The 14,956-nt window shown below is 70.4% G+C and carries 16 protein-coding genes; 11 read left to right on the forward strand and 5 right to left on the reverse strand.

The genetic code is table 11. The features are described 5' to 3' along the window. Positions 1–20: 20 nt before the first annotated feature. Positions 21–1,445 carry a glycosyltransferase 87 family protein gene (locus tag HD596_RS12370; RefSeq protein ID WP_185069395.1) on the forward strand — a complete coding sequence of 475 codons (1,425 nt, stop codon included), beginning with the start codon at positions 21–23 and terminating at the stop codon, positions 1,443–1,445. Positions 1,446–1,478: 33 nt separating this feature from the next. Here HD596_RS12370 and HD596_RS12375 read toward each other — a convergent pair whose 3' ends face one another. Beyond that, complete coding sequence (locus tag HD596_RS12375; protein WP_221519296.1) at positions 1,479–1,832, reverse strand: hypothetical protein; 354 nt, start codon at positions 1,830–1,832, stop codon at positions 1,479–1,481. After that, on the reverse strand, positions 1,829–3,112 hold the full coding sequence (locus HD596_RS12380) for a molybdopterin-dependent oxidoreductase (protein WP_246554378.1): 1,284 nt from the start codon (positions 3,110–3,112) through the stop codon (positions 1,829–1,831). Before HD596_RS12380 ends, HD596_RS12375 begins: the two co-directional genes overlap by 4 nt. A 563-nt stretch (positions 3,113–3,675) precedes the next feature. On the opposite strand from HD596_RS12380, the gene HD596_RS12385 reads away from it, so the two are divergent. From HD596_RS12385 to HD596_RS12400, 4 genes are all read left to right on the forward strand, one after another. Next, a complete protein-coding gene (locus tag HD596_RS12385) occupies positions 3,676–4,302 on the forward strand; it encodes a TIGR04282 family arsenosugar biosynthesis glycosyltransferase (RefSeq protein WP_185069397.1) in 627 nt (208 codons plus the stop codon). After that, the gene (locus tag HD596_RS12390) at positions 4,299–4,910 is read left to right on the forward strand and encodes a class I SAM-dependent methyltransferase (protein WP_185069398.1); all 612 of its coding nucleotides are present in this window, start codon (positions 4,299–4,301) and stop codon (positions 4,908–4,910) included. Before HD596_RS12385 ends, HD596_RS12390 begins: the two co-directional genes overlap by 4 nt. A 134-nt stretch (positions 4,911–5,044) precedes the next feature. After that, on the forward strand, positions 5,045–5,770 hold the full coding sequence (locus tag HD596_RS12395) for a flavodoxin family protein (RefSeq protein ID WP_246554385.1): 726 nt from the start codon (positions 5,045–5,047) through the stop codon (positions 5,768–5,770). Between the two features lie 148 nt (positions 5,771–5,918). After that, positions 5,919–6,341 carry a VOC family protein gene (locus HD596_RS12400; RefSeq protein WP_185069399.1) on the forward strand — a complete coding sequence of 141 codons (423 nt, stop codon included), beginning with the start codon at positions 5,919–5,921 and terminating at the stop codon, positions 6,339–6,341. Between the two features lie 537 nt (positions 6,342–6,878). Here the strand turns inward: HD596_RS12400 and HD596_RS63710 are convergent. Beyond that, positions 6,879–7,001 (reverse strand): hypothetical protein, encoded by a 123-nt coding sequence (locus tag HD596_RS63710; protein ID WP_281398222.1) that lies wholly within the window; start codon positions 6,999–7,001, stop codon positions 6,879–6,881. A 148-nt stretch (positions 7,002–7,149) separates the two neighbouring features. Between HD596_RS63710 and HD596_RS12410 the strand changes: the two genes are divergently transcribed. From HD596_RS12410 to HD596_RS12435, 6 genes are all read left to right on the forward strand, one after another. Further along, positions 7,150–7,431: an FAD-dependent monooxygenase gene (locus HD596_RS12410; protein ID WP_281398512.1), complete on the forward strand. Its 282-nt coding sequence runs from the start codon at positions 7,150–7,152 to the stop codon at positions 7,429–7,431. A gap of 58 nt (positions 7,432–7,489) precedes the next feature. Next, a complete protein-coding gene (locus HD596_RS12415; protein ID WP_185069400.1) occupies positions 7,490–8,689 on the forward strand; it encodes an SGNH/GDSL hydrolase family protein in 1,200 nt (399 codons plus the stop codon). 329 nt (positions 8,690–9,018) lie between these two features. Next, a complete protein-coding gene (locus HD596_RS12420; RefSeq protein ID WP_185069401.1) occupies positions 9,019–9,177 on the forward strand; it encodes a 2OG-Fe(II) oxygenase family protein in 159 nt (52 codons plus the stop codon). Positions 9,178–9,782: 605 nt separating this feature from the next. Further along, complete coding sequence (locus HD596_RS12425; RefSeq protein WP_185069402.1) at positions 9,783–10,532, forward strand: hypothetical protein; 750 nt, start codon at positions 9,783–9,785, stop codon at positions 10,530–10,532. A 160-nt stretch (positions 10,533–10,692) separates the two neighbouring features. After that, complete coding sequence (gene ilvA / locus HD596_RS12430; protein ID WP_185069403.1) at positions 10,693–11,943, forward strand: threonine ammonia-lyase IlvA; 1,251 nt, start codon at positions 10,693–10,695, stop codon at positions 11,941–11,943. Positions 11,944–12,247: 304 nt separating this feature from the next. Then, entirely contained in the window at positions 12,248–13,069 is an 822-nt protein-coding gene (locus HD596_RS12435) for an FRG domain-containing protein (protein WP_185069404.1), read from the forward strand. Positions 13,070–13,177: 108 nt separating this feature from the next. On the opposite strand, the gene HD596_RS65615 is transcribed toward HD596_RS12435, so the two are convergent. Beyond that, positions 13,178–13,759, reverse strand: a complete 582-nt coding sequence (locus tag HD596_RS65615) for a cytochrome c-type biogenesis protein (protein ID WP_376775838.1) — start codon at positions 13,757–13,759, stop codon at positions 13,178–13,180. Then, a complete protein-coding gene (locus HD596_RS12445) occupies positions 13,659–14,939 on the reverse strand; it encodes a PP2C family protein-serine/threonine phosphatase (RefSeq protein ID WP_246554390.1) in 1,281 nt (426 codons plus the stop codon). Before HD596_RS12445 ends, HD596_RS65615 begins: the two co-directional genes overlap by 101 nt. Positions 14,940–14,956: the final 17 nt, after the last annotated feature.

Raw genomic sequence — 14,956 nt, forward strand, 5'->3', positions numbered from 1 at the left:
TCCCAGCATGGCGAGGGAAGATGCACAACCTGATCCGCTGCCCTCTCGCCTGCGCGACCGTGCTCCTCCTCGCCCTGCTCTGCGTGCTCGCACTGACAATCAGCACGGGATCCTTCTACGCCGATCGCGCCGGCCTGCTCTGGCGGTACGCGCTCGCGTGGGCGCTCTACGCCGCGGGGGTGTGGGCGCTGCGCAAGGTGCCAGGACGTCAGGCGGCGTTCCTGGTGATCGCCGGGGGCATCGCAGTGACCGCCACGGGGCTCCTGGCGCCACCGGCCACCAGCACCGATGCCTATCGCTACGCCTGGGACGGCCGCGTGCAGGCGGCGGGCGTCTCACCCTATGACCACGCCCCGGCCGACCCCGCGCTCACGCCGCTACGCGACCGCTGGCTCTTCCCCGAGGGCGCCGACTGCGACGGCCCCGACCGTTACCCGGTCCCCTCCCGCGACGGCGCCCGATCGTGTACGCGGATCAACCGCCCCGCTGTCCACACGATCTACCCGCCGCTGGCGGAGGCGTACTTCGCGGTCGTGCACCGGCTCTCGCCCGAGGGGTCGCGGCACAAGCCGCTCCAGATCGGCGGAGCGCTGCTGGCCTTGGGCACGTCACTCGTCCTGCTGATAGCGCTCAGTCCCAAGGCTCCGGCGCGGGCGGCCTGGTGGGCATGGTGCCCCGCCGTTCCGATCGAGGCGGTGAACAACGCCCATGTCGACGCGTTCGGCGTCCTGCTCACCGTCATCGCCCTGATCACCGCGAGCAGGCACAGAGTCCGCGGCGGCCTGCTGCTCGGCGCGGCCACCGCCGTCAAGCTCCTGCCCGCCGCGGCCGCGCCCGGGATGCTCTCCGGGCTTCTGGCCAAGGGCGGGCCCTCCGGGTGGCGGCGGGCGCCGGCTGCTCTGGCGGTCCTCGGGCCTGCTCTTCTCGTCGTGGCGCTCGCCTATCTGCCGTACGTGCTGGCGTCCCGCGATTCCGTCTTCGGCTACTTCTTCGGTTATCTGAACGAAGAGGGCTACAGCGATGCCGGCGCTGACAGCCGCTACGCGGTACTGCGCCTGATCCTGCCCGACTCGTGGGCCCTGCCTGCCGCCCTCGCCGTTTTCGCGGCCGCGGCCCTGTTCGTGCTGCGCCGGGGCGATGCTCACCGGCCGTGGCGTGGAGCCTTGGTGGTGACCGGCACGGCCTTCCTCGTCTTCACGCCGGGATACTCCTGGTACGCCCTGCTGGTCGTCGCACTCGCCGCTCTTGACGGCCGGTGGGAATGGCTCGGTATCCCGCCGGCCGGTTCGGTCGCTTACCTGAGCGCTCAGGCCGGGCTCGGGACTGCCGCCTACGGTGTCGCGGCGCTGGCGGTCATCACGGGTCTCGTCGCCCGCGTCCGCTTCTCAGCGCACGGCGCCGCACGGCGTACAGCAGCCCCGAGACGCCGAAGAGAACCAAAGTGATCAGCAACCACCGCGCGAGGTAGGGAGAGGTGCTCAATCCGACCGCCCAGCGATAGTTGCGTCGGCGCCACGGAGGATGAGCGGGAACCACACCAACAGCAACAAGCCCGACAGCATGGCCGGCACTCTCAGGTAATTGACCACACCGGTCCGGCGTGGGCGAGCCACTCGCCTGGTCAAGGCCTGCGTGACCACGTCGGCCCCGGAATACAAGGGCAGCAGCACCAGATCGTGCAAGATGATCGCACCGGCGAACCACACGGCGAACCCCAGCAGGATGCCGGCGGCGACCACCCGCGTGGCGACATAGCCGGCGACCACGAAGCAGGCCACCAGCACGAGAAGATGCCACAGGGGCGCGCCGTAGACACTCGCCAACCGCTTCACGAGATCTCCACGCGGAAGTCGAGTTCGCGCACCCACTTGGTGTTGTGCACGCCAGGGGCGTTCGGCACGATGATCCGCGCCGGATATCCGTGGTCGAGCGACAGGTCGGCGCCGTTCACCCGCAGCGCGAGCAGCGAGCGCAGGTCGGCCACCTGCCGGGCGCTGAGCGACGCCTGGCCGAAATAGCCCACGCGCTGCAGTGACCTGGCCGTTACCCCCGCCGTACCGAGCCGCACTCCGGCCAGGTGGGCCAGGTCCGCCAGGCGTACGCCGGTCCAGGTCTGCTCGGTCGACCATCCCTCCACGCAGGCGATCGGCAGCGCGTAGGTGTGCAGCGGCATCGCCAGCAGGTCCTCCCGCGACAGAAGGATCCGGCCCGCGCCGACGACGGCCAGCCGCCACTGAGGGCCCGTCTCCGCCGCGGTGACACCGAGGCTGGCCGCCGTCTTGTTGACCTGGAAGTCGTTGGGCCCGGTGCCGTACTCGCGCCCGTGCGGCGCCAGCAACGCCGTACGGCGCAGCGGCCCGTCCACCGTCTGCCCCACCGACAGGCCGAACATCATCGCCGAACCCCCGCCGACGAACGCCAGCAGCCCGCGCCGGGACATGGTGGGCGGCGCCGGATCCACGGCCACCAGGCCGTCCGGGTCGGGCGGTTCCGGCCGCGTATCCGCCAGGCCCGTGCGCAACTCGCGGCCCAGGCCGCGGGACCGCACGGCGCGGATCGCCTTCGGCAGCCGCACCACGACGTGGACGACGAGCGCGGCCAGGAAGATCCACGCACCGTACAGATGCGCCGGGTAGAAGGAGAACGGGAAGACGTAGAAGACCTGGATGTTGAGAATCCCGGTGACGAACTGGAACACCGCGCCACCCACCAAAAGCACCAGACTGGCCCGCTCGACAGCCTCGGCGATCGAGCGCGCGGGCGGCCAGGCGAACAGCTTCGGGATCACTGACCACAGCTTGGCCAGCAGCACCGGCACCAGCGTCAACCCGACGACGACGTGAGCGCCCTGGGTGAGCCGGTACATCCAGACCGGGTTCGTCGGCCAGTCGAAGAGATAGAAGCCCAGCAGGCCCTTGGAGGGGGTGGTGTCGTTCCCCGGCAGTCGCGGCTCGTAGGCGGCGTACGACAACAGCCCGGTGACCGCGACGATGACCAGCCCGACGAGCAGGACCAGGCCGAGCACTGACGTGAGCCACGGGCCACGCAGGGGGCTGCGCCAGAACTCGGGCCGGAACGGCCCAGGAGGGCCGTCACGCAACCATGCCGCCAACCGCGTCCCACCACTCGCGTCACGCTCACGGTCGCGTCTGGGTGACATATCCGGCATAGATCCCCCCGAAGCCGATGTCGGATGCTGCTGTCCTTACCGGTTACGTCGCCTTCTACGCTTCACAGCGATACGTATTCGGCCAGGTCCGAGGCTTCGGATCGCCTGTGTCCCAGCTTCGCGCCTCGCCCGCATGCAGTGCTGCCCAGCGACATGGCTCATCCCGGTTCGGCCATGACGCCCCGTCACCCGGTTGACGCTAATGCGCTGCGCGGTCGTGCCGAAGTCTTGTTCGCACTCCGTAAGATCTAGCGGCCCGAGGTTCTTGCGAAGTGCGTACGGCCTGCGCCGCAGCGGCCGCGAACCCGGCCCCCGTTGCGAGACCGCGATCCGGCCGAACGGCTTCCGTCGCGGACCCGGCGACATCCAGAGTCGTCGCGGACCCGGCGACATCGGGAGTCGTCGCGGACCCGGCGACATCGGGAGTCGTCGCGGACCCGGCGACATCGGGAGTCGTCAGCATGTCGTAAGGATTGAGCACGGTCCGTCGCCCTACTGTCGATCACATGGCCCAGATCGTGATCATCGCCAAGGAGCCGGTAGCCGGGAGGGTCAAGACCCGGCTGACCCCGCCGTTCAGCCCGGACCAGGCAGCGGCGCTCGCAGCGGCCGCTCTGCGTGACAGCCTGGTCGCCGTGGGTGAGACACCCGTCGCCCAGCGGGTGCTCGCCCTGGACGGGCTGCCAGGTAGCTGGCTGCCGCCCGGCTTCGTGGTGATCCCGCAACGCGGCTCGGGCCTGGACGAGCGTCTGGCGGCGGCGTTCTCGGACGCCTATCGGCTCCGGCCGGAACCCGCCGTACTGATCGGCATGGACACCCCGCAGGTGACATCCGCTCTGCTCAAGGAGGCAGCGGACGCGCTGGAATGCCACGACGCCGTGTTCGGCCCGGCCACCGACGGCGGTTTCTGGCTGCTCGGCCTGCGCGAACCGGACCCTTCGCTGCTCCGCGGGGTGCCCATGTCACACCCGGAAACCGGCAAGCTCCAGCTCGACCGGCTGGACCGGGCCGGACTCGCCGTCCATCTGCTGCCCGAGCTGACCGACGTGGACACCGCGGCCGACGCCGTCTCGGTCGCCGCAGAGGCGCCCGATTCCCACTTCGCCAAGACGCTACGGGAGCTGGGCGAATGATCGGGCAGATCTACGCCGACGCGCTCGCCGGAGCCACCACCGAGATCGAGCACGTCGATGGCACCCGCGTCGTCCTGGAGACCGCCCGCTGGTTCGAGCCGGTCGACGGCGACGAGACGCTCCTGAGCAGGTGCACCAGCCCGACCCTGGACATCGGCTCAGGGCCCGGCCGACTCACGGTCGCACTGGCCCGCCGCGGCGTTCAGTCGCTCGGCATCGACATCACCCCTCGCGCCGTCGCCCTCACCCGCAAGGCGGGAGGCTTCGCCATGCTCCGGAACGTCTTCGACGAGGTCCCGGGCAGCGGTCAGTGGGCGACGGCGCTGCTCGCCGACGGCAACATCGGCATCGGCGGCCACCCCGAGATGCTGCTGCGGCGGGTCAGGCAGCTGGTCCGGCCGGACGGCACGGTCCTGGTCGAGGTAGCACCGCCCGAGACGAGAAGCCGCGTCGACCGGATACGCCTACGCCGCGGCCCGCACGTCGGTGACTGGTTCGGATGGGCGACCGTGTCGGTGAGCGACATCCAGCGCGTGGCAGGCGCCGGTGGCTTCCCGAACGTGGACTGCTGGACGACTCACGATCGCTGGATGGCCCGCCTGAGCTAGACAGGGGCCTCCACCGCCGGAAGCACGAACACGTCGCCCAGCTGCGCAACACGGCGAGCCTCCTGGCCGAAGAACGGGTGACGGCCCGAAGCTTGCCCACGGAGGGCACCTGGATCGCATCGAAGGAAGCCGTCATGATGACAGTCAACGGAGCGCCTGCCCGGTATGACGATCTGCGGGCGCTGTTCATCAACTGCACCCTCAAGAAGAGCCCCGAACGCAGCCACACCCAGGGCTTGATCGATCTCAGCACGCACATCATGGACACGCAGGGTGTACGCGTCGAGCAGTTGCGGGCGATCGACCACGACATCGCCACCGGCGTGTGGCCGGACATGACCGAGCACGGCTGGGAGAGCGACGAGTGGCCCGCCGTCTACCAGCGGGTGCTCGCCGCCGACATCCTGGTCATCGCCGGGCCGATCTGGCTGGGTGACAACAGCTCGGTGACCAAGAAGATCATCGAACGGCTGTACGCCTGCTCCAGCCTGCTCAACCAGGCCGGCCAGTACGCCTACTACGGGCGGGTGGGCGGCTGCCTGATCACGGGTAACGAGGACGGCGTCAAGCACTGCGCCATGAACGTGCTCTACAGCCTGCAGCACCTGGGGTACACCATCCCGCCGCAGGCCGACGCCGGCTGGGTGGGCGCGGCCGGACCCGGACCGTCCTACCTCGACCCGGGCTCGGGCGGGCCGGACAACGACTTCACCAACCGCAACACCACCTTCATGACCTGGAACCTGCTGCACCTGGCACGCATGCTCAAGGACGCCGACGGCATCCCGGCCCACGGCAACCAGCGCTCGGAATGGGACGCCGGATGCCGCTTCGACTTCGACAACCCCGAGCACCGGTAGGAGGTCCGGCGGGCGCGCCTGGTCGGTGGAGGCGCTCAACAGCGGTTGGGCCCTAGCGGCGGCCGACGCCCGACAGACCACCGACATCCCCCGCTTCTGGCATGCGAGACGTTAGCGTTATGTCCATAACGCAGTTCCAGGAGAAACCATGTCCTCACGGCTCAACCCGTACCTCACATTCAACGGCGACGCCCGCCAGGCGATGGAGTTCTATGCGAACGTGTTCGGCGGCAACCTCGCCCTCAACACCTTCGCCGAGTTCGGCGCCACGGACTCGCCGGACGCCGACCGGACCATGCACGCGACGCTGGAGACCGACGCCGGTTACACGATCATGGCCAGCGACGTCACCAGTGACATGCCGTACCAGCCCATGACGGGCTCTTCGGTGAGTCTCAGCGGCGACGACGCCGGCCTCCTGCGCGGCTACTGGGAGAAACTGTCCGCAGGCGGGACGGTCACGATGCCCATGCGGAGGCAGGCCTGGGGTGACGAGTTCGGCATGTGCGTCGACAAGTTCGGCGTGTCGTGGATGGTCAACATCAGCCAGCCGCAGGCTCAGCAGGGGTAACGATTGTTCTTGCGGCTTCTCCCACCGTTGGCCCGACCGCGGAGCCAAACCAGGAAGGTGACGAAGCGGCACCGGAACACCGTGGCCCTCGACGGCTCGCTGCGCGGCTGACCAGGGCCCAACGGGACAAGCTGAAGCCCTGACGGCATGGAGTAGGGCAGGACCTCCTCCGCTCGTTCGACCTGCCGGAGGTCGCCCGGCACTGACCGGTCACTGCTCCACCCGGACGCGACCTTCACCAGCAGAAACACATGGGTTCTCGCACCGCTGTCGCCTTACCACTACACCTGGCAGCACCGGGCCGGAGACATGGGCGAGGTCTCCCGCTCGCCGGCGACTTCGCCTTCACGCGCCTCGTCGCCGGATTCACCAATGGCGAAGGCTGTCGCGCCATGCCGCCGCCAACACCGCGACCGGCGTCGCTTCGACCGGCCGGATGTGCTCGACCCACGCCGCCCTCTCGGTATGAGGCAGGCACTGAGCGCTCCGCCGGTACGCGCCTGGTCGAGCTGAGCCTCACGCTTCGGCGGCCGCAGATCATGCGTCCTGCGTAGGCGGGTACAGCCCGGCCTGCCGGTAGACGGACGTGAGATAGCGCAGCATTTCGTCGGGGTCCGGTGGATCCGGCTGCAGGACGCGGTAGGTCACGGCGCCGGCCATCGCATCACCTGGGCCCTGCTCGCCCGAGGCAAACGGCTCAGCCGCAGAGAGTCAGCCTTGCTGCTGGTGCTGTACGTCGCGGTGCTGCCATTGATCGCGTGAAGGCGCGCCGAGGGCGGCGGCCTGGACGTGCTGCTGTCAGCCCGCCCTGCTCGGCGACGCCGCGCATGCGATGAGCCCGGGCCGCGGCCAAGGCGCCAGGCAATCCCTCGGCGACGCCGTCGTACTCGCCGCCGCCCTCGCCGACGAGCCCACGATCGAGGTCGCGCTCCACCGCTACGACGCCGAGCGCCGCCCGCGCACCCAGGCCACCGCTTGCAGGGCATGGGCGGGGGCCGGGCGGCGGCTCGTCCATGCCCCGATGTTCGCGCGCTCGCCCGCGAGGCCCAAATCGGGGCGACCGTGTCAGCGTCGCGTGTGCCCCGTGTGAGCGACTCCCGTCAGTCTTCGCATACCGCACCAACCCTCACGAACAACGGAGGCCACAGATGACCGGGACGAACGACGTCAGCAGCTGGGTCCGGAGCTGGAGCGCCTCGCCTCAGGCGGCTCACGACGGGCTCGGCTCGTTCGACGACCACCCGCCCCTCGCCGACGTGACCCTGCGCCAGGTGGTGCGCATCAGCGGTGGTGGGCGCCGGGTACGCGTCCGCTTCACCAACGAGTTCGGGACCGCACCCTTCGCCATCGGCGCGGCGCAGGTGGGCCTCGCGGTGCCCGGTGGCGGGGTGCGGCCGGGCAGCGAGCGCGTGCTGACCTTCTCCGGCGCACCGGACGTCACCGTACCGGCGGGCGCGCCGATCCTCAGCGATCCGGTCGACCTGCCCCTGCCCGGCCTCGCCAAGCTGGCGATCAGCCTCTACCTGCCGGGGCGCGTGGAGACCTGCACCTGCCACGACCCCGCCCTGGAGACCGGCTGGACGATCCCGGGCAACGCCGTCGCCGCCCCCGCCCTGCCGGAGAACGCCGAGGTCCTGCCGGTGCGGGCCCTGATCTCCGGCGTAGACCTGCTCGCCGACGCCCCTGCCAAGGCCATCGTGGTGGTGGGCGACTCCCGTACCGACGGCGCCGGCTCGACCCCGGACACCAACCACAGCTGGCCGGAGCTGCTGGCCGCGCGTCTCGCCAAGCAGGGCGGCGTGGCCACCGGCTACGTCTCCAACCAGGGCATCAGCGGCAACCGGATGCTCAACGACGGCATCGGTGCCGCCGCCCTGGCCCGCTTCGACCGTGACGTGCTGGCGACGCCCGGCCTCGGCTACGTGGTGCTCTCCGTGGGCGGCAACGACATCGGCATCTCGTTCGCCCCACGGGACGACGGCCTCATGGCCGATTTCCTGAAGAGGTTCCCCGGCGCGCCGGTGACGGCGGACGACGTCATCGCGGGCTACCGCCAGCTGGTCGCCCGGGCGCACGAACGTGGCGTCAAGGTCTACGCCACCACGATCGCGCCCTTCGAAGGCACGGAGATCTACACGCCGGAGGGCGAGAGCGCACGCCAGACGGTCAACGAATGGATCCGCACCGGCGGCGCCTTCGACGCTGTGCTGGACTTCGACGCCGTCTGGCGCGACCCGGGCCGCCCCAGCCGGATCAGGGAGGGCTTCCACGCCGGCGATCATCTGCACGGCAGCGATGCGGGCTACCAGGCCCTGGCCGACTCCATAGACCTGTCGCTGTTCAGCTGAGTCAGCCGGCGTGAGGTCCGCGCGGGAGTTTGCGGTCGTGGTCTTCGGCATCCGCGGACGGCGTTCCTGAAAGTCCCCACCGGAGCGCACTCCTCGCGCAGTAGCGTGCCTGGCATGGCCCGTGAACGCCTGGCCGAGTGCTCGACGCGTCGGCGGAGCCGGCCGCGTCCAGCGTCCATCGGCAGCTTCCCAGGACCGACCTGTCGGTGGTGGTCGATGGGGTCGGCCCGCTGCGGTTCCCCGTCTGGTGCGCTCGCGGCCGTCCTCGACGGAATGCGCCAAGGTTGGGGCTGCCGCCGCACTGCGAGCTCGCGCCTGACCTGCATTCCATGCTCCTGTACGAGACCGGGCAGTTCTTCGTCGCGCACCAGGATTCCGATAAGGACGACGCGATGGTCGCGACCTTGGTGGTGACGCTGCCGTCCGCGCACACCGGCGGCGAGCTCGTCGTCGAGCATCAGGGCCAGAGCAAGAAGTACCGGGGCTGAAGACCGCGGTCTCGCTGGTGGCCTTCTACGCCGACTGCCGGCACCAGGTTCTTCCTGTAAAGACGGGCAACCGCGTCACCCTCACCTACAACCTGCTCCTGACGGGTGACAGCCAGGCTGCGGCGGCCGAACATCCGCTGGTCAGCGATCTTGCGGCCTGCCTGCACGCGCACTTCACCACTCCGGCTGGCCTACCTCCTCGACCACGAGTACACCGCCCGCGGGCTGAGCTGGTCCCGGTTGAAGGGCTCCGACGCCGCGCGGGGCGCGCTGCTGCAGGCTGCGGCGGAGCGGGCGGGTTGCGAGATCACCCTGGCTCTCGCGGAGATCGCTCGCCCACTGGATCGGCCCGGAAACAGGGCGGCTCGAGGACATCTCGCTGGACCTCAGCGACGCCGAGGTGGCCTCGACGACCCCGACGGCCGATCTGACGCCCTACTTCTCCGAGTACGAGGGTTACATGGGCAACTACGGCAACGCCCTGGACCGCTGGTACCGGAGAGCGGCGCTGGTCATCTGGCCCAGGGGCCAGGGCTTCGCCAGCCGGGCCGAGGCGTCTCCGGGGTGGGCGCTGGACGAACTCACCGCGATGGCCCGCGCCGGGGATGTCTCGCGGGTCCGAGGGCTGGCGGCCCGGCTCCTACGGCCTCGCCCAGGCGCCGCTGGAATGGCTCGAGAATCTCCCACGGCTGTGTACCGCGCTCTCGGCGGAGGGGAACCCGTCCATCACGGCCGCCCGCCGCATCGTCGATGTCTCGTGGGCGATGTTCGCGGGCCAGGTCGGTCCAGCGCTCGACGGGCCTCTCACCTCCCGGCATGAAGCATGGCTGACCGCCTTGGGGGCGCCCTGCTCGGGGATCATCGCGGCCGCGGCCCGACTGGGATCGACGGGCGTACCGGAGGACGCCCGCAAGCTCATGCGGACGGCCGATGATCGGGCGCACGTGCTGGCGATGGCCACGCTGCGCGCCGCAGGGGCGCACCAGGCGGGCTTCGAGGAGCTGGCCATCGACTGTGCCGAACGGCTCCGGGCATCACTGGCGCAACCCCAACGCGCGCCGGGCGACTGGTCGATCGAGTTGCCCGCCGAATGCGCGTGCGACCTGTGCGAGGTGCTCGGCACGTTCCTCCTGCACCCTGAACGGCGTGCTCTCGACTGGCCGCTCGCGAAGGACAAGCGCAGGCATGTGCACGCCCGGATAGACGACGCGGAGCTGCCCGTCCGTCACGAGACCAGACGGCAGGGCCGCCCGTACACCCTGGTGTTGACCAAGACAGAAGCCCTTTTCGAACGCGAGCGTCTCGCCCGCGGGCGCCACGAAGCAGACCTGGCCTGGCTCACCGGCAACTGCTGAGAGGCGGGCGCTGCCGGAATAGCATGACCTGGTGGGATCGTTGTGGCCGGTGTGCTCGGTTGGCGACGAGCACCGTTCCCGGCAATAGCCTGTTCGGCTGCGACCGTGGCCCCCACGCCCCGCCATCATCCCTTGATCCACCGCTGTGCCAGGAGTGTGCATGACCGACCGCCTCACCGCCAGGCTGATCAGCCAGGCGGCCGAACGGCTACGGCCGGTGATACGCCATACCGCACTGGAGCCGAACCATCGGCTGTCCGACCTGCTCGGCGGTCAGGTGCTGCTCAAGCGCGAGGACGCGCAGGTCTGCCGCTCCTACAAGGTGCGCGGGGCGTTCAACCTGATCGCCTCCCTCACGGATGAGGAACGGCGGCGCGGCGTGGTCTGCGCGAGCGCGGGCAACCACGGGCAGGGCGTCGCGTTCGCCTGTGCCCGGCTGGGGATCAGCGGCCGGGTGTACGTCCCGTCCACCACGCCACGGCAGAAGCGCGAGCGCATCGCGGCGCTCGGCGGCGACCAGGTGGAGGTCGTGGTCGGCGGCGGCACCTACGACGAGGCGAGCAGCGCCGCGCACGCCGACAGCGAACACACCGGCGCCGTCTACGTGCATCCGTTCGACGATGTCAGGACGATGGCCGGGCAAGGCACGGTCGGCCTGGAGATCCTGGCGCAGTGCGGGGAGGCGCCGCACACCGTGGTCGTCCCCGTCGGTGGAGGCGGCCTGATCAGCGGCATCGCCGTCTGGCTGCGCGAGCACTCCCCCGCCACCCGCATCGTGGGCGCCGAACCCGCCGGAGCGGCCAGCATGCGAGCCGCCCTCGACCACGGCGGGCCTCTCGCCCTGCCCGAGCTGGACACCTTCGTGGACGGCGCCGCCGTCGGAAGGGTGGGAGACTCCACGTTTCCCCTGGTCAAGGATCTGGTGGACGAGGTGGTCGCGGTCGATGAGGGCGCGGTGTGCACCGAGATGCTGGATCTCTACCAGACCGACGGCATCATCGCCGAACCCGCCGGAGCTCTCGCGGGTGCCGCCGCCCGCGAGCTCCTGCCACACGCCTCCGCAGGACCGGTGGTGTGCGTGGTGTCGGGCGGCAACAACGACGTCAGCCGGTACAACGAGGTGCTGGAGCGCTCGCTTGTCCACATCGGGCTGAGGCACTACTTCCTGGTGACCTTCCCGCAGCGCCCCGGCGCCCTGCGCCACTTCCTGGACGAGGTTCTGGGAGAGGGCGAGGACATCATCGCCTTCGAGTACGTCAAGAAGAACAACCGCGAGACCGGCCCGGCGCTTGTCGGCATCGAGGTCGAGCGAGCCGGCGACCTCGACAGTCTCCTGTCCCGGATGAAGGCGAGCCCGCTCACGGTGGAGCGCATCCCACCGGGCTCGCCACTGTTCACCTTCATTCTCTGACGCGGCGGGGGCTGACGCCCCTCAAGCGACGGCGGGCACCGTCATCAGCAGGGTCCAGTGGGTCCAGAATCGCCGCAGGATGAGCCCGGCGACGACGAGCCCCCAGATCAGGCGATCCGGCGCCGCCTCTCCTGTCGCCGCTGTTGAGCCTGCAGCGCGGAGAGCCGCTCCTTATACGTGCCCTGCGGCCTGTCGCCCATTCGACTGCCTCTCCCTGCGATCTTCTACGTTGCGTAGAAGTTCTACCGCATGTAGAGGTCGTAAACGAGGTGTGGAGAACCTGATCGGGGGGCAGCGGGTTCGGATGGGTGTGGTCACGGTGTCGTCCTGGAGGGAGCTGGATGACGCGATCAGCGAGGCCGGTCGCGGCGACGGGCCTGCGCACGCGCATTCCACGCTGGTTTTCCGCGGCCTGGCGCGCAGCACGTACTCGCACGTGTCCGGCCTGGCCCGGCTGAGAGGCGACTACGCCGCCCTCGAATCACACCTGATCCGTAATTTCCGCAAGTACGCGCACCGGCAGGAGCCGGGTCCGACGGTCTGGGACTGGCTGGCGCTGGGCCAGCACCACGGCCTGCCCACCCGGCTGCTGGACTGGACCTTCTCCCCTTTGGTGGCCCTGCACTTCGCGACCGCGTCGTGGCCCGAGGAGGACGCCGTGCTGCTCGCGGTGGACTGCGCGGGCGCGCACCGGCTGCTGCCGAAGTCGTTGCGCCGGGTCCTCGAAGAGGAGGGAGCGCTCGTGTTCACCACGGAGATGCTCGCCGAATGCGCCCCGGATCTCGCGTGCCTGGACCGGTTGGGCGGCGAGGAGCCGTTCCTGACGTTCTTCGAGCCGCCGTCCCTGGACGAGCGCGTCGTCAACCAGTCGTCGGTGCTGTCGATGTTCTCCGGTCCGACGTTCCAGCTGGAGCAGTGGCTCGAGGAGCATCCTGGCCTGTGGCGCGGATGGGTGATCCCCGCCGAGGTGAAGGCCGAGATCAGGCAGCGCCTGGACCAGGCGAACATCACCGAGCGATTGCTGCTCCCGGGGCTCGACGGGCTCGCGGACTGGCTGCGGCGCTACTACTCTCCCGGCGCGATCCGGTACGGCCAAGGCGACGGCGGCGCCACCATGGGCGAATGAGCGGCGAGGCTCAGCGGAGCAGGTCGCGGATCCGTGCCGCCGCCGGGTGGTCCTGAGGGGCGATGCGGAGGAAGCGGGCCAGGGTCCGGCGGCCCTGCGGCGGGTCCGTCACGAGCTGCGCGGTGCCCCAGGACGAGAAGCAGGTCCGCGTCCTCGGGACGGCTCGACGCCAGCGGCTGGAGCAGGGACACGGCCTCGGCCGCCCGCCCCTCCTCCACCAGGCGGAGACCTCGTCGGTACACGGACTCCGGCTCTGGTGCGGACTGCCCGGTGGTGCCCGCTGACTGGGCCCGCTGGCCGGTCCACAAGCGCCGCCACCGGCAGCAGCCACAGCACGGCCGGCAGCCCGTCCGCGCGCGGCGAGAGCAGGATCCAGTCCCCGTATCGCTGCCTGAAGTGTTCGAGGATCGCTTCCTGATCGCGGCCCGCGCCGAGCTGGCGCTCGTTCTCGGCGCGGACCGACAGGGCCAGCTTCGAGGACGACTCCGCGGCCGACACCCCCTGGCAGTCCGGGCAGCGCAGCAAGTCGGCGATCTCGCGCGCCCGCTCGCCGGGGCCCGGCTCGCGCCCTGGTCTGCGGCGTGGGCGGTCATGAGCCGCTGGGCATGCGCGGCACCCCCCGCGTGACCGCGTGAGGTCCCATCGGCTCACCCGCCTGCGGCTGCCACTCCACGAGCAGCACGGTGGCATCGTCCTGGAGCACGCCTCGCTGGTACTCCAGCAGCGCCTGGACCAGCCGGCGCAGCGTTTCGGGGGCGGAGACCTGATCGGCTTCGTGGCGGGTGATGAAGTCCACGAAACGGTCCAGGCCGAACTCGCGGCCGTGCGGGTCCTTGGCCTCGACGACGCCGTCGGTGTAGCACAGCAGCCGGTCGCCGGGCTGGAGCTGGTAGTGGGCGGGCTTCTCGTAGGCGCCCAGGCGCAGCCCCATGGGAGGGTCGGGTTCGGTGGCCAGTTCGGCCACCACGTGGCCCTGGCGCAGCAGCAGCGGCGGCGGATGGCCGCGGTTGACCCAGGTGAGCATTCCGGTGCGGATGCCGAGGGCAGCCAGGATCCCGGTGGCGAACTGCGTACGGGGGAACTGCTGGGCGATGGCGGCGTCGATCGCCTCGCCGACGGCGCGCAGGCCGTGGCCGCGCAGGCGGTGGTTGCGGAAAGCGCCGATGGCGATGGCGGAGGTCAGCCCGGCGGTGAGGTCATGTCCCATGGCGTCGAAGACCGCCAGGTTCAGCGTGTCACGGGTCAGGGCGTAGTCGAAGGCGTCGCCGCCGATCTGGTAGGCCGGTTCCAGGGCGCCGGCGACGACGATCTGGTCGGTGGCGAAGGTCTTGGCGGGCAGCTGGGACCACAGCACTTCGGCCGACAGGTCCATCGGCCGGTCGCGGACCACGGTGGCGTAGGTGTCGCTGGTGGCCCGTTTGCTGGCTATCACCAGGGCCAGCAGGGAGGCGAGCCGGTCCGCGCGGCGCCGGGTGTCGTCGTCGCCGCAGGGGGCGGTGACGGCCAGGACGCCCATGCGGTCGGTGCCGTCCAGCATCGGCAGCCACCAGCGCCTGGGGCCGTCCTCACCGGGACGTGCCTCCTTGAGCCCCTCCGGGTCGGCCGCGCCGGGATCCCCGATCTTGGTGGAGGAGACCAGGTAGAGGCTGCGGTAGGCGCGCCCGGCCAGGGTGGTGTCGATGCGCAGGCGCTCCGGGGGCGAACCGTCGGGCGCGTGCTGGCCGGGCAGCGGCACCAGGTACTGCTGTTGCAGATCGGCCAGATACACCAGCGGCTCGGAGAAGCCGGCCAGGCCGGCGTAGGCGGCGACCGCCGCGGGCAGGTCGTCCATGGGCGTGAGGTGATGGGCGGCGATCAGCCCTGCGAGCATCTGTTCGCCGCCCCTGT

This window comes from Nonomuraea jabiensis, from assembly GCF_014204795.1.
In the GTDB taxonomy this organism is placed as follows: domain Bacteria; phylum Actinomycetota; class Actinomycetes; order Streptosporangiales; family Streptosporangiaceae; genus Nonomuraea; species Nonomuraea jabiensis.

Coding starts and splice junctions, on each gene's coding strand:
- HD596_RS12425 (WP_185069402.1), top strand. CDS start 9,783: ATGTCTCGCGGGTCCGAGGGCTGGCGGCCCGGCTCCTACGGCCTCGCC.
- HD596_RS12415 (WP_185069400.1), top strand. CDS start 7,490: ATGACCGGGACGAACGACGTCAGCAGCTGGGTCCGGAGCTGGAGCGCC.
- HD596_RS12370 (WP_185069395.1), top strand. CDS start 21: ATGCACAACCTGATCCGCTGCCCTCTCGCCTGCGCGACCGTGCTCCTC.
- HD596_RS12420 (WP_185069401.1), top strand. CDS start 9,019: ATGCTCCTGTACGAGACCGGGCAGTTCTTCGTCGCGCACCAGGATTCC.
- HD596_RS12445 (WP_246554390.1), bottom strand. CDS start 14,939: ATGCTCGCAGGGCTGATCGCCGCCCATCACCTCACGCCCATGGACGAC.
- HD596_RS12400 (WP_185069399.1), top strand. CDS start 5,919: ATGTCCTCACGGCTCAACCCGTACCTCACATTCAACGGCGACGCCCGC.
- HD596_RS63710 (WP_281398222.1), bottom strand. CDS start 7,001: ATGGCCGGCGCCGTGACCTACCGCGTCCTGCAGCCGGATCCACCGGAC.
- HD596_RS12435 (WP_185069404.1), top strand. CDS start 12,248: ATGGGTGTGGTCACGGTGTCGTCCTGGAGGGAGCTGGATGACGCGATC.
- HD596_RS12395 (WP_246554385.1), top strand. CDS start 5,045: ATGATGACAGTCAACGGAGCGCCTGCCCGGTATGACGATCTGCGGGCG.
- HD596_RS65615 (WP_376775838.1), bottom strand. CDS start 13,759: ATGCCACCGTGCTGCTCGTGGAGTGGCAGCCGCAGGCGGGTGAGCCGA.
- ilvA (WP_185069403.1), top strand. CDS start 10,693: ATGACCGACCGCCTCACCGCCAGGCTGATCAGCCAGGCGGCCGAACGG.
- HD596_RS12390 (WP_185069398.1), top strand. CDS start 4,299: ATGATCGGGCAGATCTACGCCGACGCGCTCGCCGGAGCCACCACCGAG.
- HD596_RS12385 (WP_185069397.1), top strand. CDS start 3,676: ATGGCCCAGATCGTGATCATCGCCAAGGAGCCGGTAGCCGGGAGGGTC.